This is a genomic window from Segatella sinensis, from assembly GCF_040095255.1.
Taxonomy (GTDB): domain Bacteria; phylum Bacteroidota; class Bacteroidia; order Bacteroidales; family Bacteroidaceae; genus Prevotella; species Prevotella sinensis.
On record NZ_JBBNGE010000025.1, the window covers coordinates 17,900 to 39,341 of the forward strand.

Genomic DNA, 21,442 nt, shown 5'->3' on the forward strand with positions numbered 1-21,442 from the left:
TCAATTCTCTAAAAATAGCAAACATCATCAATAGAAAGCTATGAGTTGGAAAGAAATCATCAAGAACTGTCTTAGTCTGGCATCAGCCCCTATCAGGCGCAATGCCAACTTCTTTGTGTCCATGTACATCCTGGGCATGGTAAGTTCACTCATTACGATTCCGAAGAACGGAACGCTCTACGAGAACATGTTCCTGGAGCTGTTCCTGGACCTCTATATCGTGAGCGCCATCCTCGCCGTCTTCCCGAAGAAGGTGCGCAGGGGACTGCGTGCCATATTATATATTATATTATATGTCACGGCTGCCGCCGATACCTACTGCTTCGTAAATTTCGGTTCCACACTCAATCCTTCTATGCTGATGCTGGTGGGAGAGACCAACAGTTCCGAGGCAAGCAGCTTCCTCTCTGCCCTCATCTCTGTCGAAGTGCTCTTCAGCAGCGTAGGCTGGATTCTGCTCCTGGCGCTCCTGCAGATACTCATCGTCATCTTCCGGAAACGACTCATCAAGATCTACGTCTTCCTCGTTACCATACTCGAATTGGCATCGCTCAAGAAACGACTGATGGCGATTCTGCGAATGACGGCAGCCATGCCAGCCACCTTCGGCATCCTCTGCCTGGCTATCCTCATCACTTCCATCTGCACCTCCTGGCACAACAAGGAGGCTTACCATAAGCTGATGTCGGGAAGAACCATCGGAGAGGTGGAGCACACCCTTACAGAGAAAGATCATGCCGTACTCTATCTGCCAATCTACCGACTCCACTTCAGCATCTATGCCAACCAGCTGGCAGCGCATCAGATTACCCAACTGATTCATGCAGCCCACGAGGTGAAGGTAGATAGCTGCAGCTTCCGCTCGCCAAACATCGTGCTGATCATCGGCGAAAGCTACGGTCGCCATCATTCACAGCAATATGGCTACTTCATGAAAACCACCCCAAACCAATCGGCGCTGGAGAAATCGAAGAAACTCACCAAGTTTACAGATGTCGTGACCTGCTGGAACCTCACCAGCTTCGTATTCAAGCACATGCTCTCTACCTATGTGGTAGGCGACAAGGGAGAATGGTGCGACTATCCGCTCTTCCCGGAGGTATTCCGCAAGGCAGGATACAACGTAACCTTCATCACCAACGAATTCCTGCCTCAGGCTAAGGAGGCGGTATATGACTTCAGCGGCGGCTTCTTCCTGAACAATCCGGAACTGAGCAAGCTGCAGTTCGACCACAGAAACACCCAGCTGCATGCACTGGACGATGGATTGCTGAAAGATTATGATGACAGTCTGAAACAATACAAGACCGACCATAATCTCACCATTTTCCATCTGATGGGTCAGCACGTGAACTACAAGCTGCGCTATCGCCAGAGCCAGGCTAAGTTCTGGGCAAGCAGCTACGAAGACAAGCGCCCAGAGCTGACCGATGCCCAGCGCAAGGTATTGAGTCATTACGACAACGCCACCCTCTACAACGACTCCATCGTGGCAGAGATCGTGAAACGATTCCAGAAGGAAGATGCCATCATCATCTATGTGCCCGACCATGGCGAGGAGTGCTACGAGGAAAACCGTGGCTTCATCTGCCGCAACCACTCCGCCAACATCGACTGGAAGCTGGCACATTATGAGTTTGAGATTCCTTTCTGGATCTACTGCTCAAAGAAATACATCCAGAAACACCGCGCCATCTACCGGCAGATACGTGCCGCCAAGGACAAGCGGATGATGACGGATGCCCTGCCGCACCTGCTGCTGTATCTTGCCGGCATAGAGACTCCGACCTACAAGGAGGAGAACAATATCCTGAGTCCGAAATACAACGAGATGCGCCCCCGCATCCTGAAGAACTCTGCCGACTACGACAAGCTGAGGGATGAATATCTCAAGACGCAGGTCAAGCAGGAAGAAAAGAAGCAAGACAAGAAAAAAGATAAGAAACAAGGTAAGAAACAAACAAAGAAAGGAGCCAGGAAATGAATCAGAACATACTTTCCAGAAGTGCATGCAATGCATTGAGAGGACTTGCCATCATCGGCATCTTCCTACACAACTATTGCCATTGGCTAGGTCCGATCGTCAAGGAGAATGAATATCAGTTCTTCCAGCACAACGCCGACTGGCTGCTGCAGGTGATGGCGAATCCCGACATCAACCTGCCTGTCCATCTGCTGTCGTTCTTCGGTCATTACGGAGTGCCCGTATTCCTCTTCCTGAGTGCATACGGACTGGTGATGAAGTATGAAGCCAAGCCTCATCTTTCTGCCGACCAGCAGGCTCAGATGTACAACATTTCGGGCAGGAAGCAATCCTGGAGCATCAGCTGGCGCGAGCCTCTGCGCTTCATCCGCTATCACTATCTGAAGCTCTTCAAGATGATGTTCGTGGGTTTCATAGCTTTCACGATGATAGACTACATCACTCCGGGTCCACGCCATTACGAGGTGCTGGGCATCGTATCGATGCTGGGTATGTTTAACAATGTATTGCCCAACCCCGACAACATCATCTGGCCAGGACCTTACTGGTTTTTCGGTCTGATGCTGCAGCTTTACATCGTATATCGACTGCTGCTCTATCGCCGCCACTGGGGATGGACGGTAGGATTGATGCTTCTCAGCATCGGCATCCAGTTGCTGCTGGGCTTTGACAATCCCGAGAGCGAGGCGATGAACCGCTACCGCTATAATTTCATGGGCGGTATGCTGCCATTCGGTCTGGGCATTCTCTACGCCCGCTATGGCGAGAAGATTCTGATGACCTTCCATTCGCCTGTTACCAATATCTTCGGCTGCGTATTCTGCATCTCGCTGATCTACAGTCTGAGTCTCAATATGATAGGATGGACCTTCGTACCATTCTTCATCTGTCTGCTCTGTGTGCTTGTAGCCGATCTGCTACAGGAGGTAAGTTGGCTGTCGGGCATCTACAAGGTGCTGGAATGGATGGGCGTCATCTCAGCCGCCCTCTTCGTCACCCATCCTATCACCCGCAAGATATTCATCCCTATCAGCCGTCATGGAGACATCTATGCCGGACTGCTGCTCTACATCATTGCCAGCATCGGCATCGCCTGGCTCTTTACACAGCTGATGAAGAAGATACCCAACCCGAAGAGCTAAAAGCTTTCAATTCAGAAAGAGAAGGGCAAAGGCAGAAGCAGGAGCAGAAGCAAGAGCAGAAGCAGGAGCAAGAGAGCCTACCCCCGTTCCAGGCGATTCCATCGCCTGTTCCCCCCTACCAAAGTTTAAACAAAAAAGATATATCAGATGAAGTGGAAGATAAAAGACATAGAACTGGCGAATATCAGTAGATATCGCGGTGAATTGATGGGAGCCGCCATGCTCTTCATCATTCTCTTTCATGTAGCACTGCCTAGAGAGAACGCTTTCTTCGGATTGCGCCGCATGGGCAATGTAGGAGTAGATATGTTTCTATTTCTCAGCGGCATCGGCCTGTGGTTTTCCTGGATGAAGAATCCTTCTGCCAAGCATTTCTTCATCCGCCGTTACCTGCGTATCTACCCGGCGTGGCTTATCATCGCCTGTCTCTACTACATCCCCCGATTCCAGGGAGGAGACCTCGAGGCGTGGATCAACCTGATAGGCGAGATTACCATCAACTGGAATTTCTGGCGATACGACGAGCTTACCTTCTGGTACATCCCAGCCACCATGATGCTCTATCACTTCGCCCCAGCCTATATGGAACTCATCAAGCGCCACCCCATCTACAAATGGCTGCCGGTGGTGATGATCATGTGGTGCATTCTGGTGCAATACGTCACACCGATTCATCAGGCTGTAGGCCATCTGGAAATCTTCTGGAGCCGAGTACCTATCTTCTTCATCGGCATCAATATGGGTGAGATGGTTCGCCAGAAGCAGACGCTTGATGGTGCCAGCATCTGGATGATATGGCTGATGTTCCTGATGACGCTGCTCGCAAGCATCTTCCTGGAACAGGAGAAGCACGGCATGTTTCCGCTCTTCCTGGAGCGCATGCTCTACATCCCGCTAACCATCACGAGCATCCTGCTTCTGAACCGCATCTTCCGCCGTACCCCAGGATGGTTTAACCGCAGCTTCATGCTGGTAGGAGCATTGAGCCTGGAATGCTATCTCATCCACATCCACTTCGTGCTCCATTATATCGAGCCTCATCACTTGGGATACTGGCCTACCTTCATCCTCTGCGTTGTCATCACCCTGCCACTCTCCTGGATATTGAGTAAGATTGCAGAATGGATTTCCAAGGAATTATCTCAGATTATTAAATAAAAAGAATCATCTTAGATTAAATAAAAGAAGTTTTTATGAACGAGAATGAAATAAAAGATAACCGGGGCTTCGCTGCCTTGATGCGCCTGATCCGCCCGAAGCAGTGGATCAAGAATATGTTTATCTTCGTGCCCCTCTTCTTTGGTGGTGCCCTGTTTCATACAGATGCCCTGCTGGCGGGTCTGATTGCTTTCTTTGCCTACAGCTTTGCCGCATCGAGCATCTATTGCTTCAACGATATCCATGATGTGGAGGCAGACCGCCGCCACTCGGTGAAGTGTCACCGCCCTATCGCATCAGGAGCCGTAAGCATCAGGCAAGCCTACGCTTTGATGTTTCTGATGCTCATCCTCTCGATGGGAGTATGCAGTCTGCTCGATTCGTGGGAGACGATGGGAATCATCGCCTTCTATTGGGTCATGAACCTCTGCTATTGCGCCAAGCTCAAGCAGTATGCCATCATCGATGTGTGCATCGTGGCATTCGGATTTGTGCTCCGCTTGCTGGCGGGTGGTGTCGCTACGCACATCATACTCAGTAAATGGATAGTGCTGATGACCTTCCTCATCACCCTCTTCATGAGTTTTGCCAAGCGCCGCGATGACGTGCTGCGAATGGAAAAGACAGGCGAGGCACCACGCAAGAATACGAGCCGATACAACCTCACCTTCATCAATCAGGCTATCACCATCACGGCATCAGTTACCCTGGTTTGCTACATCATGTACACGGTGAGCCCTGAAGTAATAGAGAATTTCCATACCGAATACCTCTATCTTACCAGCGTATTTGTATTGGTAGGTTTGCTGAGATACATCCAGATTGCAGTGGTTGACCAGAAAAGTGGCGACCCTACGAAGATTATTCTGCGAGACCGAATTACCCAGTTTATCGTTCTCGCCTGGTTACTCTCCTTCCTCTTCCTTATCTACATAGAATAAGGAGAAGATATCTTTATTAAGAGGATATCTTTATTAAAGAGAACAACTTAAACACAAAAGAAGAAATGAAGAAGAAATTATACTGTTTCGATTTCGACGGAACACTGACAACGAGTGATACCCTGCTCGAATTCATCAAGTATGCCAAAGGCAGAGGCCGCTTTCTGATGGCTTTCCTGATGTACAGCCCACTGCTGGTATTGATGAAACTGCACCTGTATCCCAACTGGAAGGCGAAGCAGCAGATCTTCGCCCACCTCTTTGCAGGCATGCGCATCGAAAAATTTGATGTTCTCTGCCGTGGGTTTGCAGAAGAAAACCAGCATCTGCTCCGTCCTAAGGGCATCACCCTGGTACATGAAGCATTGGTAGCTGGAGCTCAGGTCTTCATCGTAAGTGCCAGCATCGACAACTGGGTACGCCCCTTCTTTGATATCCGCAATCTGAAAGGCGTTCAGGTGCTTGGTACACAGATAGAAGTAGAAGACGGCAAGCTGACGGGACGCTTCAAGAGCAACAACTGCTATGGAGCAGAGAAAGTATGCCGAATCACGGAAGCTCTTTCTGCATCCCGAACAGCAGATACCGGAGACAGAACTTTTCCCGACCGCTCTCTCTATGAGATAGAAGCCTTCGGCGACAGCCGTGGCGACAAGGAGATGCTTGTCTTCGCCGACAAGGGGCACTACAAGCCTTTCAGAGAATAAACCATCCAGGGAATAAATCTTTCAGAGAATAATCACTCCCGGAAGAAGTCTTCCAGAAAGATAAGTCACGGATATAGATACATATAAATCAAAAGGAATCAGATGAAAAGAAATACCGATCTCGATTTCATTCGAGCCATCCTCATTGTCCTCATGATATTGATTCATATCGTGAGCTTCGGCAACGCATATCCTCATCTCAAGGCAGGCATCCTATCCTTTATGATGCCTACCTTCCTCATCATCACGGGCTATCTCGTGAACATCGAGAAGACCGGCAGGCAGATGGGAAACTATCTGAAATGTCTCGCCCTACCTTATGTCATTATGGTGACTGGATTCTCGGTGCTCTCCTATTATATGCCGGTGAGAGATGGCATCACTGAGCTCTCCCTCTCCCAGATAGGCGAGAAGATTTTCATCACTTCCATCGGTCCCTATTGGTTTATCCAGACTATGATTATCTGCGGAGCACTCTATTACTTCTGCTTCAGCGGAAGGAATTGGAATGATTTACGCAGGAATTATACGAAAAGAGATACCTATGCCAGCCTTTTCGTCTTCGCAGTTACGCTGCTCCTGATATCAGAAACTCCAGCTCTATCGGCAAGTGCAGCTGCCTATTACTTCATCGGCGTGGTCATCCGACAGAGTAAAACGGAGTGGAGCAAGCTGTTCCGCCACGAGTTTTTCGCCATCTTCCTATGGATTTATCTGCTCAACCACGATGACTGGTACGACTGGGGAAGTCTGGCTATCGTCTTCTCCTGCTGGTGCTGCATCAGCACTTTGCTGTTCCTGCAACATCTGCTCGATGCCCCAGAACGCTTCAAGGACATCAGTCCGAAGATAGGAAAAGTGGCAAAGGTGACCAACAGAATCAAGGCCACCTTATTATATATAGGGCGCAATACGCTGCCCATCTATCTCTTCCACCCCATCTTTACAATGGCTGCGAAGTTCTATCATCCCCTCTTCAGCTGGGATCCGAGCGAGATCTCGTTTGCAGCCGTCACCATCATCCTTGCCATTACAGGCAGCCTGCTCATTGCCAAGATGATGGAGAAGACCAAACTGGCTTATCTCTTTGGAAAAGGGAAACTATTAAGATAAATCCAGGCAGATTAATATTTTGTAGAAAGAATATTTGCTAGAAACAGGAAAAAGGCGTATTTTTGCACGCCGTAAAAGATAAAACAATGAATATCAAAAACAAGATTAATAATATGGATGATGCCAGACGGGAGAAGCTGGGCGAAGTCATCAGATTCGGAATCGTAGGCGGACTGGCTACGGTGCTGCAATATGTCATCTATCTGGCGATGATGCCGGTGCTGAACCATTTCATTCCACAAATGGGTGATCACAGTCTGGCTACCACAGCCAACACCATCGCCTACATTGTGAGCTTCATCTTCAATTTCATCGCCAGCACCCGATACACCTTCAAGGTGAAGGCAAACGCCAAGCGAGGTGCCGGCTTCACCCTCTCACATGTGGTAAACTATACGATGCAAACCGTCTGCCTCAACCTCTTTGTTGGTCTGGGGCTCGCCAAACAGTGGGCGATGATTCCTACCCTCTGCATCTGCATCCCCGTTAATTTCCTATTAGTAAGATTCTTCCTGAAGAAATAAAAGAATCTCCGAAACCCCGAAAAAGAAAGACAAAGAGATGATTCCTCTCAAAACTTGAAAGAAATAGATAGTTATGAAAAAGATATTCGATATTTTCACGATCAAGAAAGAAGAAAGATGGCTCGCCCTGGGCATTTTTCTGGCGCTTGCCGTTCTGAATGGTGTAGTGATAGCCCGCTATGCCAGTCATTTCACCCTCATCACGGATGATTATTACAAGAATTTCATCCGCCACTTCTGCGTATCGGGCTTCGATCCGCTTACCTACTGGGTATTGAGCGACTGGAATGCAGCATACAATGTATATCGCCATCCGCTGCTCGCCTTCTATATGTATATTCCTTACCTCATCAATATGGGGCTGATGAAACTCACAGGCTACAACTGTGCCCTTTTCATCGCGGTAGTCATCCAGATATTCTGCGGATTCTATGCCACCCTCTTCCTGAAGAGAATCTTCCGGGAGGTGATGGATCTCGACAAGACGGCATCTCATATCCTCACCCTGCTGTTCTTCTCCTTCGGATATGTGATGGTTACCTGCATCGTGCCCGACCATTTCGTCATCTCCATGATGCTGCTCATCCTGGCGCTCTACGTATCCGGTCTCAGAATGAAACATCACCATCCGCTCAAGATATGGCAGAGCGTGGTATATTTCATCCTTACAGCCGGCACATCGCTCAATAACGGATTGAAGATTTTCTTTTCTGCATTTTTCGTAAACGGAAAGGGATTCTTCCGCCCTAAGCATCTTCTCCTGGCAGTCATTCTGCCAGCAGCCCTGCTGTGGGGATTCTGCAGATGGGAATACCGCGTCTTCGTATGGCCTAACGAGATGGCACGCAAGGAACTGAAAGCCAAGAAAGCGGCTGAGAAGAAAGCCAGACAGGAACGTATGGCACAGATCAAGCATACCCGTGATTCGCTGACAAACGACTCCATCAAAAGAGGCTTGAAGATTATCTCTGCTCAGGAGATAGCCCAGAAAGCCAAGAACGACAGCATTCGGAAGGCAAAGGAACTGGCTAAGAAAGAAGCCAAAAAGAAAAGGGGTCCTAAGCAAGGTGCCCCTATCATGAAAGGTGAATTCATGAACTGGACGGATGCCACAAGCTCCCGCACACAGTCGATCATAGAAAATCTGATGGGCGAATCTATCCAGCTGCATCAGGATTATGTGCTGGAAGATGAATTGCGCCATCGCCCGATGTTCGTGAAATACCGATACGCCATCAATTATGTGGTAGAGGCAGTCATCATGCTGCTGTTTGTTGCCGGCATCTGGGCGGGCAGAAAGAGCAAGTATCTCTGGCTGGTGATGTCGTATTTCGGTCTAGATATGATGCTGCATATCGGACTCGGCTTCGGTCTCAACGAGGTATATATCATGGCGGGGCACTGGATATACGCCATTCCGATAGCCATCGGTTTCCTTCTGAAGCAAAAACGACAGCAGCCAAACCAAGAGCTGCAACCCCGACAGCTGCTCTACAGCCGTTGCCTAAAAGGCGTATTGCTCGTCCTGGGTCTGGCACTGCTGATATACAATGGTATTCTGATTATCGGATATTTCTGCTAGGAAGAGATCAAGCATGCTTATCTCTTCCTAGCATCTTTCGACATCTGCGAGCCATCGCCTTGAAGATGCTGGAGAAATTACCATATCTCAGATTCAGAAAGAGCTCTTCCAGGGAGCGCGACATCTTGATGAATGGGTGGCCCCAGGCATTGATTCTGTACACCCGCTCCTTGAAATCTACGTTTTCCACCACATATTTAGGATGTTTCAGCGGAAACTCCAGTTCATGGCGCTTCATTGTGAAGATTCTGCGATAAGCCTTCGGAGTCGTCTTCATGCTGCCCGAGAAATGGGTAGAGTCATCAGAGAGACCCAGATTATTGATCAGATTCCTGCATGGCATGATGGCAAGACTGGAATTCAGCAGCATCGAAGCCCAGAAGATGCTTTCATAAAACTCCTTTCCACTATGGGCATGATCCCTGCACATCGGGATAAAGTCCTTACGGAGCCCACGCTGGCGAACTACCGATTCCAACTGTCGCATCGCCTGCTTATCGCGCAGAAAGGCATAGTCACCCTCCCATTTGTCCACCACACGGCGCCACGATGCCCATCCCCAGATAGAGAAGATTGAAGTAAAGAAATAGCTGTCCTCGCAGTCGGGGGTCACCTCATCTTCATTGAATCCGGCAATCATGGCAATACGTTCATCGTGCTCATAGCGGTCGAGCATCTCCTTGCAGAAAGGGAAGAAAGATTGGGAAGGTACATCGTCATCTTCCAGCACGATACACTTATCCACAATCGAGAAAGCCCATTTCTGTGAGAGATACTCAGATGGATCGCATCCCTGGTTCTTGGTCTGATAAGATCTGTGCACCTCACACTCCCAATCAATATTCTCATCTGATGCTATCTGCCGGCATGCCTCGATACCCGGCACATCCCGCTCACCTCTTGCTCCATCCTGATAGAGGAACAACTGGGCAGGACGAGCCTTCTTCACCTCGTCAAACACTTTCTGGAAATTGTCGGGACGATTGAAGAAAAGCATCAATACGGCGACATCAATCTTAGCTGGCTGTTTCATATATATTACTTATTTACATCATTAGCTAACTCAAAATACCATACTGAACTTTCACAAGTGGTTTAAGAACGGGCTGAAGGCCCAAAAGCTCCTAGCCCAGGGCAACACCCTGGGTATAAACAGCAATCAGCAAGGCGCCCTGTAAGGGCGTGTGGAGCTTACTAGCAAATTCAGTACTATACCTCTGCAAAGATAACCCAAAAAGCAGACAATGCCAAATAAACCGCCACAAAAAAACAGCCGGAATGAAATATTTCCTCATTTTTCTTCCCACAATCAATTTTTTACACTAACTTTGCAGCCAAATAAGAATAAAACGATGAAGAATATTTTTAAAATCAAGAAAGAAGAAAGGATTCTTGCACTTGTTTCGATGCTGGTATTCGCCAGCTTGAATACCGTGCTGATCCATTCCTATCCTACAAGCTTTTTCAAGGCTGGCAAACTGGGATTTTGGAGTATTTTCTACAAGCATTTCACGGTATCCGGTTTCGATGCCTACTCGTATATCTTTCTTTCCAACGAAAAGATATACTTTGAGTTGTCACGCCATCCGCTCTTTGGCGCCCTACTCTATCCCGGAGCCTGTCTCAACGACTGGCTGATGGGCTGGACTCATCACAACTGTGCCACCTTCATCATGGCAGTGATGCTCGTCATCAGCGCCACTTTCTCTGCCGTATTCTTCTTCCGCATCTGCCGGGAGCTCATCCAGCTATGCCGGTTGGATGCCTACATTCTCACGGCATTCTTTTTCTCCTTTGCCTCCATCATGCTCACCACGATGGTACCCGATCATTTCTGCTTTTCCATGCTCTGTCTGCTGGTCAGCATCTATATGGTGGGAACTTGTATGGCGCAGGGCAAACAGCTCAAGGCATGGCAGGCTAGTCTGCTGTTCCTTACCACGGCAGGAGTATCGCTGAGCAATGGCGTAAAGACCGGCATCATGTCGCTTTTCTGTAATGGCAGAAAGGTATTCTCCCCCCGATTCTTTGCCATCGCCTTCATCCTCCCGCTCCTCATCATGGGCGGCAGCTTTTACTATCAGAACGAATACATCGTCAAGCCTCAGCAGGAAAAAGGCAAGGAGATAGAAAGAAAGCTGATGCCGAAAAGACCCGATATTGCCCAGAAGAATGCCGTTCACGATGCGTGGATGGATGCTCATCGAGGCAAATCGGTATCCGATATGCCATTTCTGAAATGGACCGATGTTTCTACCCCACGAATGGAATCCATCGTAGAAAACCTCTTTGGAGAAGGCATCCAGTTGCATCAGAAGGAACTGCTCAAAGACCTGAGCGTATCGCGCCCAACCTTTATCCGATACGATTGGACCATCAGCTACCTCTTCGAAGCATTCGTTTTCCTGCTCTTTGCAGCCGGTGTTTTCTACAGCAGACACTCCCGTCTGATGTGGATGTGCCTGAGCTGTGCGGCATTCGATGCCTTCCTTCACCTGGTGCTCGGTTTCGGACTCAACGAGGTATATATCATGGCAGCCCACTGGATGTTCGTCATCCCATTCACCATGGGTTATGCATTCAGAGAGGCTCAACCCAAACTGGCTAATGCGATGAGAGGAGTCACTCTCTTCCTCGCCATCTACTTCTGGGCATACAATGCCACATTAATCATTACGCATTTCTTATAATCCGGGGAGAGATCCCATACGGGTCTTCCCGATAAAAATATAAAGAATATGGACTTTTACAAAGAAATCAAAGAATATAGCCAGCAGAATCTGCGGGCATGCCAACTCAAACAGCTGGCTATTCTGGAAGAAATAGACAAAATCTGCAAGCGCCACAAGATAGAATACTGGCTGGATGGCGGCACCCTGCTCGGAGCCGTACGCCATGGCGGTTTCATACCTTGGGATGACGATATCGATATCGGTATGTCGCTGGAAGATGAAAAACGATTCGAGGAGATTGCCCCTAAGGAACTGCCCGACTGGCTCTATCTGCAGACCCCCAAATCGGATCCGGGAAGCAAGGAGCCTATCACGAAGATCCGCGACTGCAACTCTCTCTATATCGAACAGGGCGACGATTTCTGCCAGCCTTATGTAAAGGGAATCTTTGTGGATATCTTCCCTTTTGTGGATTATCCAGACATTCCCCGTTCGTGGATCAAGACCTTGACAAAGGGTATCTCCAAGAGTTATTCTATCCTGAACCACCGACACACTTACTCTCTGCGTTCCTTTGCTGAGTTCTTCTATTTCGGAGGCAAGTATTGTCTGTGCAGTGCATTATGGAAGGTAGTAGGCTTGTTCGGAAAGAAGACCCGTTATTCTGATGTTCCTTTCCTGAATGGCCGAGGCATCTCATTCGACAAGAAGGCAGTCAAGCCTTTGGGTACCATCAAGTTTGAGGGCAAGGAATTCCCTGCACCATGCAATCCCGATTCCTACCTCACCGACCTCTATGGTGATTATATGAAGATTCCACCAGTAGAAAAGCGCGAGTTTCATTCGATATTCATCCTGCCGGAACTAAGGGGTTAAAGGAGTTAAGACGTATGTCTTGTTGTTAAAAAACTACACTAAAAGACCAGAAGCAGCACGCCTGAAAGGGCGAAACTCCTTGCCCAGGGCGTGCTGCTTCTCGTTCTCTGGGCCTCAGCCCGTTCTTAAGCCACATGCAAAAAACTCAATCTATCATTTACAGCAAAACCTGGATGGTATGAGCCAGACCATCCTTTAATAATGTAATCGGCTTCCAGCCCAGAGCTTCCAACTTATCCGTAGCAAAAACAGCCTTGGTAATAGGAGTGGTATTGCCATGACTGGCATCATCGGGAATATCAAAGACCACCTTTCTGCCAGCCAGATCAGCAACAGTTTCTGCCAAGGTTCTGATGCTTACATTCGACTCCTCATTGGCTATATTATATGCCTCGCCGTTCCCGCCCTTCAGCAGGATACAAAGCAGCGCCATCGCACAATCCACCACATAAGTCCACGAACGGAACGCCTCCCCCTTACTCTTCAGTACGATATCCTCGCCACGCAATACATTGCGGATAAACTGGGCATAAACACGATTATCGTTCTCTGTAAAGAACGGACCGTAGATATGACTCGGACGGGCGATGGACACCTCAATGCCATACTGATGAGCATAGCAGATACAAAGCGTCTCGGAAGCACGTTTTGCCGAAGGATAGCACGCCCTCACCGTAGTAGGATCAATATACCCGCTATAGCTTTCTTCAAAGACACGACCGTCGCCCTCGCCATAGACTTCTCCGGAAGATACATAGACCAATTTCTTCAAGCCGTGCTGCAGTCCAAAGCGCAGCAGATTATCCACGCCGAAGATATTAGACTTCATCACTCCCACAGGATCCTCGCTATAAAGCTGTGGACAGGCACCGCCAGCAGCATCCACGATATAATCGAAAGAGATATCCACCGACAAGGGAGCCGTAACATCAAAAGGAAGAAAATGATAATGTCCGGAATCAAGATACGCCGAAAAGCGCCTGTTAGCCCGCTCTTCGTTACGACCCGCAGCATAAACCTGATAATCCAGTCCCTCATGCTGCATCAGCATATCAACCAGACAGCCACCAATCAATCCAGTAGCGCCCAGCACCAGGATATTCTTGCCCGAAAGCTGCTGCCATGGCAGCTCAAACGCAGCCAAAGCCGCCTTTACATCTTCATTATATAGATTTGTCTGTTTCATCCTACTATCTATTTCCTTCTATTATCTATTTCAACTTATATCGGCAGAGCCTATTATCTATTTCAGCCACTCATCCTTGGTGGTATGCTTCAATGCCTTAAACAGCTCCACATCCTCCGTCTGGGTAAGCTTCAATCCGTTTTTCTCGGATCCCATCACCAGGTGCTGGTTATCCACTCCCAGCTCAGCCATCAAGGTACAGGATGCCACTGTTCCGTCAATACCCTTGGCATCAGCCTCGGCGTGCGCCTTCAGCAAAGTGCTGAGAGGATAGGTATGGGGAGTCTGGGTGCGAACCAGCCGCTCGCGTGGGATGTCGATATTCTTCACACAGTCATCCACCTTCTGCATGATAGCCTCCTTGCAGATCATACCCGTAATGGCATAACCATACTTTCTGCACTTCTCGATATTCTCGGTAATGATTCGCTCTGCCACCAGCGGGCGCACACCATCGTGTACCAATATGATATCATCCTCTGCACATCCGGCATCGCGCAAGCCCCACAAACCATTGCGGATGGAGTGCTGATTGCTGTCACCACCCTCGAAGATCCACTTCAGCTTGGTGATGTTAAACTGGTTGGCATACGCCTGCAGTACCACTTCCCACCCCTTGAGGCACACCACGCAGATGGCGTCTATCTGAGGATGGCTCTGGAAAGCCTGCATGGTATAGATGATAACAGGTATGTTATCAATCGTCATAAATTGCTTTGGGATATCCTGTCCCATACGGTTACCAACACCGCCTGCAGTCAATAATGCAATATTCATAAAGTTCGTATTTTAAGATTGTCTATTATATTGAATGTTATTATATGAGAAGATCAACGGATAGCAGAAGGCACGTATCTTTGCCATCAAGCCACGCTGATGCTTGCTGTAGTATATCTTGTCACCATGCTTCAGACAGAGGAAGCAGAGGCAGAAGAGTGCCAGCAGATTGTGATGCAGCATATAATAGCTCATGCGATGTGCCAGCGCAAACTTCGGCTCCCGGGTATGCTCATATATATAGGTATAGAGCATCTGCCAGTTGGGCTGCTGCTGCAATCTGCGATAATTGGCGATACCATAGAGGTAAGGCTGATAGGTAGGGCGGGCATCTACCTTCTTGCCTGCCTGCTTCAGTTCCTCATGACAGGCAGAAGCCAGATTCGTGCGATGCCAGTTCAGTGGTTCATCTACCATCACGATACCACCGTGCAACTGGGCGCAGATGGCAAGACTCCAATCGTACATGATATTCGGCAGCCAGTATTCACTTGTCTGGATAAACTCCCGGCGGAGCAGCATGGTATGTCCGGCAAATCCACAGAAGAGCAGCGCCTCCAGGCTGTACTGAGGATTCACAAGATGCGTATGCTCCCTGTCGGCACCACGCAGATGGGTAGAAAAACAGATGTCATGATTGCCGATGGCAGCCACCTGCTTCTCTATCTTGGTAGGAAACCAGACATCATCCTGATCGCTGAAAGCCACAAAATCGCCCGTTGCCTTCATCGCAGCCGACTTGAAGTTCTGATTGAATCCCAGATTGCTGGCATTGCGCGAGAAATGTATGATAGGAAACTTCTCGGCATAGGATGTGCAAATCGCCACCGTATCATCCGTAGAACCATCATCCTGGATGATGATCTCCTTCAGGGGATAGGTCTGCGAGAGTATGGAATCCAACTGCTCCCTGATATATTCGGCACCATTGTAGGTGCCCATGATGATTGAAACTGTCTTATTTGTATTCATCCTTCATTCTGATTTATTCAGCTTATCGCTGATTTTTCAGTTTATCCCTACTTTTTTCAGCTTTATTCATATGAACCCATCAAGGTTACTTCTTTCCCATTTTCTTCTTCACGAAAGCCATACACTCCTTCAGAATGGCGGCACCGGCAATACGCATCACCAGATAGTACAGCACAACAGCCATCAGAATGCGGCAAAGCAGGAGCAGCCACAGATTGTGGATAGACTGCGTGGCGAAATAGGTAGCCGTCATCACCGCCAGGGCAGCCAGCGCAAACGGCAGGATATCCTTCAGGAACATCCATACCCGATAGCCTATCAGGCGACGGGAGAAATACTGCCATACGAACAGCCAGATGATGTTCAGCAGCACGTAGGCGATGACCATCGTGCGGATGCCCCAATGCCATATCAGAATCATCGTCAGAATCTGAACCACACCCAGGGCAAAGGTCACCCCAAAATAAGTACCCGACTTGCCGTTGCTCACCACCAGACTCGACATGAGCTGGCTCATCGGAATGATGGCACCACTCACGCAGAGAATCTGCAGCAGGAAGGCACTAGCCAGCCATTTTTCGGTGATAGCCAGGACGATAAACTCCCTAGCCACCATTCCAAATCCCAGCATCAGCGGGAAGGAGATGAATGACGTGAAACGGATCAGCTTGCGCAAGGCTTCCAACTGGCGTCCCGGCTGCTCACGAAGATCTACCAGCACAGGCTGAGCCACCGAATCCACCATTCCCTGTATCACGCTGTAAGCCTTGAAGTTCCACTGCGAAGCCTGGTTGTAATTACCCGTATCATGCGCCGTGAAGTAATGACCCAGCAGGATATTCAGCACATTGTTGTTGATATGCGTGGTGATGGTGGAAGCCAGCAGTTTGCAGCTGAACTTGAACATCCTGCGGATAGGTTCGAAATCGAACCGCAGACTCGGGCGCCACGGAGAATAATGCCAGAACAGCGCCGTATTCACGATGCTGTAAACGATGGTCTGGGTAGCCAAAGCCCAATAAGACATGCCGCAAAACGCCATGATCACTCCTACCACACTCGAAAAGAGCGTGGCGATGATGCCCGACTGCGCCCTCTGCTTCACCATCATGTGCTTGAAGAGATAAGCCGACTGAGCCGTACAGAGGCTGGAGAATAACAGCGACAGGAATGCATACCGGCAAAGAGGAACCAGTGCCGGAGTATGATAATAGCCCGCTATCAGAGGGGCACAGAGAAAAAGTACCAGGTATAGAAAACCACCTACAGAGATATTAAACCAGAATACGGAGTTATAGTCATTATCTGTAGGTTCCTTGATATTCGTGATAGCCGTGATGAAGCCCGAATTCTGCAAGGCATTGGCTATCAGAGAAAAAACAGTAATCATGGCGATCATACCATAATCGCTTGGCGACAACAGTCTGCCCAGGACGATGCCGAATACCAGTCCGATAACCTGCATCGCCCCATTGTTCATGGCTCCCCAGAAGAGGCCCTTTGCTGTTTTTTCCTTTAATGTTTCTGCCATTTAAATTTATTTTTTCTTGCTAAAACCATGCGAACTAGCGCTTGAAGAAACTCCTCACCACAAACCAGGTATGCACCAGAACCGTGGTGACAATGCCATAGTTGCTGCGCATCACCTCGAAACGCTCCTTGAGCGAAGCCTTGTGGTTCTGCACCGACATGCCGCCATCCAGATAGTTGGTGATGACTGCATGCACATTGCGCAACGGAAGATGACGCTGCTGAGCCGCCTTCATGATGCGGATGCACCAATCCACATCTGCCGAAAGGCGATAGTGAAGATTATAATGGATTTGGCGGGCGATATCCGTGCGGGCATAAAACGACTGATGACAGACGAGCATTCCCCACTTGAACGAGCGCCAGTTCAGCTTCTTGGGAGGCGAAAGACGGCGATGGTGCAGGAACCTTCCCTCGTCGTTCACGATATCGGTATCTCCATAAAGCACGCCCGGCAGGTTCTCGCCCTCGCCTACGCATCCCTCCACATACTCCAAGGTATCGTCAGAAGGAAACACGTCTCCCGCATTCAGAAACACGAGATAGTCGCCCGTGGCACGGTCGATGCCCTTGTTCATGGCGTCATAGAGTCCCTTGTCGGGTTCCGAATACACCACGATTTCGTGGGCATTCTCTCCAGCCTTTGCCCTGTTCTGGTATGCCCGAACCATTGCCAGGGTCTTGTCCTTCGAAACACCATCTATGATCAGGTGCTCGATGTTGCAGTAAGTCTGCTTATTGACACTATCCAATGTACGCTGCAACACACGCTCAGCATTGTAGGTACAGGTTACGACGGTAAACTTAATCATATCCGGTAGTTTTTAAAGGCCATCGCCTGATTATACACCTCAACATATTTCAGCGCCACCGCATGCTGCGAATAGTTATGCATCACCTTCTGCAGGCACGCCTTCTTCAGATTCTCACGGTCGGCTTCTTCCAGCACCCAGTGGATTCCAGCCGCCAGATCCCTGGCATCGCGATAGTTTGCCACATATCCGTTCTTCTGATGATCGATCATCTCCGGTATGCCGCCCACCTTGAATCCTACGCTCGGCACGCCGCAAGCCATCGCCTCCATGATAGTATTCGGCAGATTCTCCGACAGGGAAGGAAGCACGAAGACATCGGCAGCATTGTAAATATCCGCGATGCGCTTGTCATCACTCACATAACCGAGCGAAACGATCGGGAACGAAAGCTTACCTTCGAACTCCTCGCTGTGTCCACCCAGTATTGCCACGCAGGTGTTCTCCCTCATCTCGGGATGCTGCTCAGCCATCAGCCGGCACGCCTCTATCAGATAATCCATGCCCTTATAGGGATTGGTGGCTCTCTGGGCGATGAAGAGGATGATGCGCTTGTCCTTCGGCAGCTGCGTGCGCAGACGGGATTCCAGCTTGTCCTGCGGACAATAGACATGGGTATCTATCGGATTGGGAATCGTCTCGATGCGATGACCCGCCAGGAGTCCGCTCAACCGGGCTTCTGCTGCCAGCCATCTGCTGCAGGTAACAAAGGAAAGAGCCCCACTGTTATACACCTTCTGCTTCTTCTTCCATATCTTAGCCGACAGATCGTTCTTCCCCCCGTTTCCCGGCAGATACTTGCAGTTGCCGCAGCCATTGTTGTAATGATGGCAACCCAGGGTAAGATGACAGATGGATGAAGCCGGCCAGATGTCGTGCATGGTCCATACCACCGGTTTTCCGCTGCTGATAATCTTCCGGATGGTCTTCAGCGAAAGCATGCCCTGGTTGACCCAGTGCAGATGGATGATGTCAGCCTCCTTGAACTCCGGCAGGGAAGTGATGTCGTATCCCGCATTAGCGATATCGAGTGCAAAGAGATTCTTCTTGGAAAAATGAAGACGGCAGAAGATGCACCAGCGCTCCCACAGGAAATTCCACTGCATCCTGAACGAGCGTGGCAAACCTACCACGGTAATATCATCGGTCACCTTGTCGCGCACCAGCATCTTAGCCTTAATACCATTGTTGTTAAGGGCATCCATCAGGCGGTTGGCAGCCACGGCAGCTCCACCCGCCTTCTCACTTGTATTTACTATGAGTACTCTCATGATTATCCTTTTAATTCTGCTTGCAAAGATAATGTAAAAATTTGAGTTGGCGAAGAAAAAGGAAGACTTTTCTGAGATAATAGAGAATGTTTTTTATGAAATGACGAGAATGGATATAATAAAACATGCCACAACTCTCAACGAGCTGTGGCATGCACTATGTTTAACTTAAAAATTCTAATCAAAATAGTCTCACGACCTTCTCAATTATCTGTTAAACAATCTACCTTAAAACCTAATAACTAAAAACCTAAATCTATTACTACTAACCTAAACAATCTATTAACCTTTTGACGCTGCAAAGGTAGTACTTTTTCTACGAATCTCCAAATAATCCGGCAAAAAAAGTGTTATTTTTGAGATTTCTTGATATAAATCAACGAGTTATTAGAAATTTCGTCAAAAATTAACGAGATTTTAACTCTCATTAAGCTTTTACTATCAATACTGTAGCGTAAGCCGAGATTCCTTCCATTCTTCCGGTAAAGCCCAACTTCTCTGTGGTTGTAGCCTTGATGGAGATCTGGTCTTCCTCTACACCCATCACTTTTGCCAGGCATTCCTTCATGGCAGGAACATGCGGATTGAGCTTCGGACGCTCAGCACAGACCGTTGCATCGATGTTGCCCAGGGTATATCCCTTGGTGGCAATCAGGTCCATCGTCTTCTTGAGCAGAATCTTGGAATCCACATTGAGGGTCTCTGCTGCCGTATCAGGGAAATGATAACCGATATCACGCATATTGGCTGCACCCAGCAGGGCATCACAAATGGCGTGAATCAACACGTCGGCATCACTATGGCCGAGCAAACCCAACTCATAATCTATCTTGATACCACCCAGCCACAAGTCACGGTTCTCTACCAGCTTGTGAACATCGTATCCAAATCCTACACGAATATTCATAATCTATTATTGATGATTAAAGTTATTAATATATTTATATTCTCTATTAATTCTCTTCCTGCAAGGCTCTTCATCCCTTATCGCCTGCCTATCGCTTGAACAGGTCTTTCAATCCGTCCATATCGAACGCCAGCGTAAAGCGCAGGGTCTGGTCGAGCGGATTGCTCTTGGCGGTGGCTACCACATAGGAAGCATCGAGCGAGAAGACATTCATCTTGAAGCCGGCTCCCACCGTGAAGTACTTGCGGTTGCCCTTGCTCTGGCTCTCGTGATGATAACCGGCACGCAGGGCAAACTTGTCATTATATACATACTCGGCACCTACGCCATAGTTGATTTCCTCCAGCTCTTCCTTGAATCCGCCTGGGGCATCGCTGAAGCTCTTGAAGATGCCGCTGATGCCCGAAATATCGTTGTATTCGCGATGCACACGGTCTTCATACTCCGAGTTGTCCTCTCCCTCCTTCTGAGCTGGAACCGTAGGCACGAGATACTTGTTGGCATCTGCGGCGATGGTAAAGCGGTTGTACTCGTCGATAGGAATCATCAGAGAGGCACCCAGACGCAGATTGGTAGGCAGGAACTCGCCATACTCCTGACCGCTGAAGGTAATCTTGCTGCCGATATTCGAAATGTTCAGACCTACGCCCAACTGGCACTCACGCGGTCCGATGTTGACATAGTTCTGATAATAGGCTGCGATATCCGCCGCAAAAGCCGAGGCTGGCGAATTTTCCTCCTGATAGTCGAAGCGCAGGTCGGAATAGATCCAGCGGATGGCTGCCGCCAGGGAAAATTTCTCGCTGAGCATCAGAGAGTAAGCCACATCAATCGACATCTCATAGGGATTGATGGTCATCGCATTGTCGTTTTCTTCCGGATTAGAAAGAAAGACCTCACCCATGTTGAAGTAACGGAGCGAAGCAGATACGGCACTGTAATCGCCTATGCGGTAATAGCCCGAGAGATAGGCGAGATTCATGTCGTTGACCAGCGAGCGGAGCCATGGAGTGAAGTTCAGCGCCACGCCCGCCCTGGAGATGTTGAAGGGATACTTTGCCGGATTCCAGTACTGCGAGTTGACATCCGGATCGGTTGCCGCACCCACATCACCCAGACCTCCGCCGCGGGCATCGGGCGCTATGGTCTGGGAGATGACGGCATAGTTTACCGGATTGAAAAGACTCTCCTTGGTGTCTCCCTCTCCGTTCTGCGCCGATGCCGTCAGCGCCCATACCGAGAGGAAACCGGTTGCGAATATCTTGACGATTCTATTCATACTACATGA

Annotated in this window: 19 protein-coding genes; 10 read left to right on the forward strand and 9 right to left on the reverse strand. The window is 49.0% G+C overall.

What is annotated here, in order from left to right; all coding sequences use genetic code 11:
- The first annotated feature begins 40 nt into the window (after window positions 1-40).
- The 8 genes from AAAT87_RS08475 to AAAT87_RS08510 all read left to right on the forward strand — a co-directional run bounded on the left by AAAT87_RS08475 (window position 41) and on the right by AAAT87_RS08510 (window position 9,151).
- On the forward strand, window positions 41-1,984 hold the full coding sequence (locus AAAT87_RS08475; protein ID WP_295024604.1) for a phosphoethanolamine transferase family protein: 1,944 nt from the start codon (window positions 41-43) through the stop codon (window positions 1,982-1,984).
- Window positions 1,981-3,126, forward strand: coding sequence for an acyltransferase family protein (locus AAAT87_RS08480; RefSeq protein ID WP_298532784.1), 1,146 nt, complete (start codon window positions 1,981-1,983; stop codon window positions 3,124-3,126). The genes AAAT87_RS08475 and AAAT87_RS08480 overlap by 4 nt, the downstream gene beginning before the upstream one ends.
- A gap of 147 nt (window positions 3,127-3,273) precedes the next feature.
- On the forward strand, window positions 3,274-4,284 hold the full coding sequence (locus AAAT87_RS08485; RefSeq protein ID WP_349226192.1) for an acyltransferase family protein: 1,011 nt from the start codon (window positions 3,274-3,276) through the stop codon (window positions 4,282-4,284).
- Between the two features lie 35 nt (window positions 4,285-4,319).
- A complete protein-coding gene (locus tag AAAT87_RS08490; protein WP_295024599.1) occupies window positions 4,320-5,225 on the forward strand; it encodes a decaprenyl-phosphate phosphoribosyltransferase in 906 nt (301 codons plus the stop codon).
- Window positions 5,226-5,290: 65 nt separating this feature from the next.
- A complete protein-coding gene (locus AAAT87_RS08495) occupies window positions 5,291-5,932 on the forward strand; it encodes an HAD family hydrolase (RefSeq protein ID WP_349226193.1) in 642 nt (213 codons plus the stop codon).
- A gap of 102 nt (window positions 5,933-6,034) precedes the next feature.
- The gene (locus tag AAAT87_RS08500) at window positions 6,035-7,045 is read left to right on the forward strand and encodes an acyltransferase family protein (RefSeq protein ID WP_296974117.1); all 1,011 of its coding nucleotides are present in this window, start codon (window positions 6,035-6,037) and stop codon (window positions 7,043-7,045) included.
- 86 nt (window positions 7,046-7,131) lie between these two features.
- The gene (locus tag AAAT87_RS08505; protein ID WP_153097615.1) at window positions 7,132-7,569 is read left to right on the forward strand and encodes a GtrA family protein; all 438 of its coding nucleotides are present in this window, start codon (window positions 7,132-7,134) and stop codon (window positions 7,567-7,569) included.
- Between the two features lie 73 nt (window positions 7,570-7,642).
- On the forward strand, window positions 7,643-9,151 hold the full coding sequence (locus AAAT87_RS08510; RefSeq protein WP_295025398.1) for a DUF6080 domain-containing protein: 1,509 nt from the start codon (window positions 7,643-7,645) through the stop codon (window positions 9,149-9,151).
- A gap of 7 nt (window positions 9,152-9,158) precedes the next feature.
- Here AAAT87_RS08510 and AAAT87_RS08515 read toward each other — a convergent pair whose 3' ends face one another.
- Window positions 9,159-10,184 (reverse strand): hemolysin activation protein, encoded by a 1,026-nt coding sequence (locus AAAT87_RS08515; RefSeq protein ID WP_295025396.1) that lies wholly within the window; start codon window positions 10,182-10,184, stop codon window positions 9,159-9,161.
- 319 nt (window positions 10,185-10,503) lie between these two features.
- Between AAAT87_RS08515 and AAAT87_RS08520 the strand changes: the two genes are divergently transcribed.
- Together AAAT87_RS08520 and AAAT87_RS08525 are read left to right on the forward strand one after the other, a co-directional pair.
- Window positions 10,504-11,841, forward strand: a complete 1,338-nt coding sequence (locus AAAT87_RS08520) for a DUF6080 domain-containing protein (protein WP_349226194.1) — start codon at window positions 10,504-10,506, stop codon at window positions 11,839-11,841.
- Between the two features lie 48 nt (window positions 11,842-11,889).
- Window positions 11,890-12,699, forward strand: a complete 810-nt coding sequence (locus tag AAAT87_RS08525; RefSeq protein WP_153090619.1) for a LicD family protein — start codon at window positions 11,890-11,892, stop codon at window positions 12,697-12,699.
- Between the two features lie 157 nt (window positions 12,700-12,856).
- Here AAAT87_RS08525 and AAAT87_RS08530 read toward each other — a convergent pair whose 3' ends face one another.
- The 8 genes from AAAT87_RS08530 to porV form a co-directional block, all read right to left on the reverse strand.
- The gene (locus AAAT87_RS08530) at window positions 12,857-13,885 is read right to left on the reverse strand and encodes an NAD-dependent epimerase/dehydratase family protein (protein ID WP_153127847.1); all 1,029 of its coding nucleotides are present in this window, start codon (window positions 13,883-13,885) and stop codon (window positions 12,857-12,859) included.
- Window positions 13,886-13,942: 57 nt separating this feature from the next.
- Window positions 13,943-14,662, reverse strand: a complete 720-nt coding sequence (locus AAAT87_RS08535; RefSeq protein WP_296972080.1) for an IspD/TarI family cytidylyltransferase — start codon at window positions 14,660-14,662, stop codon at window positions 13,943-13,945.
- A gap of 12 nt (window positions 14,663-14,674) precedes the next feature.
- Window positions 14,675-15,634 (reverse strand): glycosyltransferase, encoded by a 960-nt coding sequence (locus AAAT87_RS08540; RefSeq protein WP_349226195.1) that lies wholly within the window; start codon window positions 15,632-15,634, stop codon window positions 14,675-14,677.
- Window positions 15,635-15,719: 85 nt separating this feature from the next.
- Window positions 15,720-17,165, reverse strand: coding sequence for a lipopolysaccharide biosynthesis protein (locus AAAT87_RS08545; RefSeq protein WP_153090615.1), 1,446 nt, complete (start codon window positions 17,163-17,165; stop codon window positions 15,720-15,722).
- 34 nt (window positions 17,166-17,199) lie between these two features.
- Window positions 17,200-17,976, reverse strand: coding sequence for a glycosyltransferase family 2 protein (locus tag AAAT87_RS08550; protein ID WP_349226196.1), 777 nt, complete (start codon window positions 17,974-17,976; stop codon window positions 17,200-17,202).
- Entirely contained in the window at window positions 17,973-19,247 is a 1,275-nt protein-coding gene (locus AAAT87_RS08555; protein ID WP_349226197.1) for a glycosyltransferase family 4 protein, read from the reverse strand. The genes AAAT87_RS08550 and AAAT87_RS08555 overlap by 4 nt, the downstream gene beginning before the upstream one ends.
- 427 nt (window positions 19,248-19,674) lie before the next feature.
- On the reverse strand, window positions 19,675-20,154 hold the full coding sequence (gene ispF / locus AAAT87_RS08560; RefSeq protein ID WP_153097606.1) for a 2-C-methyl-D-erythritol 2,4-cyclodiphosphate synthase: 480 nt from the start codon (window positions 20,152-20,154) through the stop codon (window positions 19,675-19,677).
- A gap of 88 nt (window positions 20,155-20,242) precedes the next feature.
- A complete protein-coding gene (gene porV / locus AAAT87_RS08565; RefSeq protein WP_298531854.1) occupies window positions 20,243-21,433 on the reverse strand; it encodes a type IX secretion system outer membrane channel protein PorV in 1,191 nt (396 codons plus the stop codon).
- Window positions 21,434-21,442: the final 9 nt, after the last annotated feature.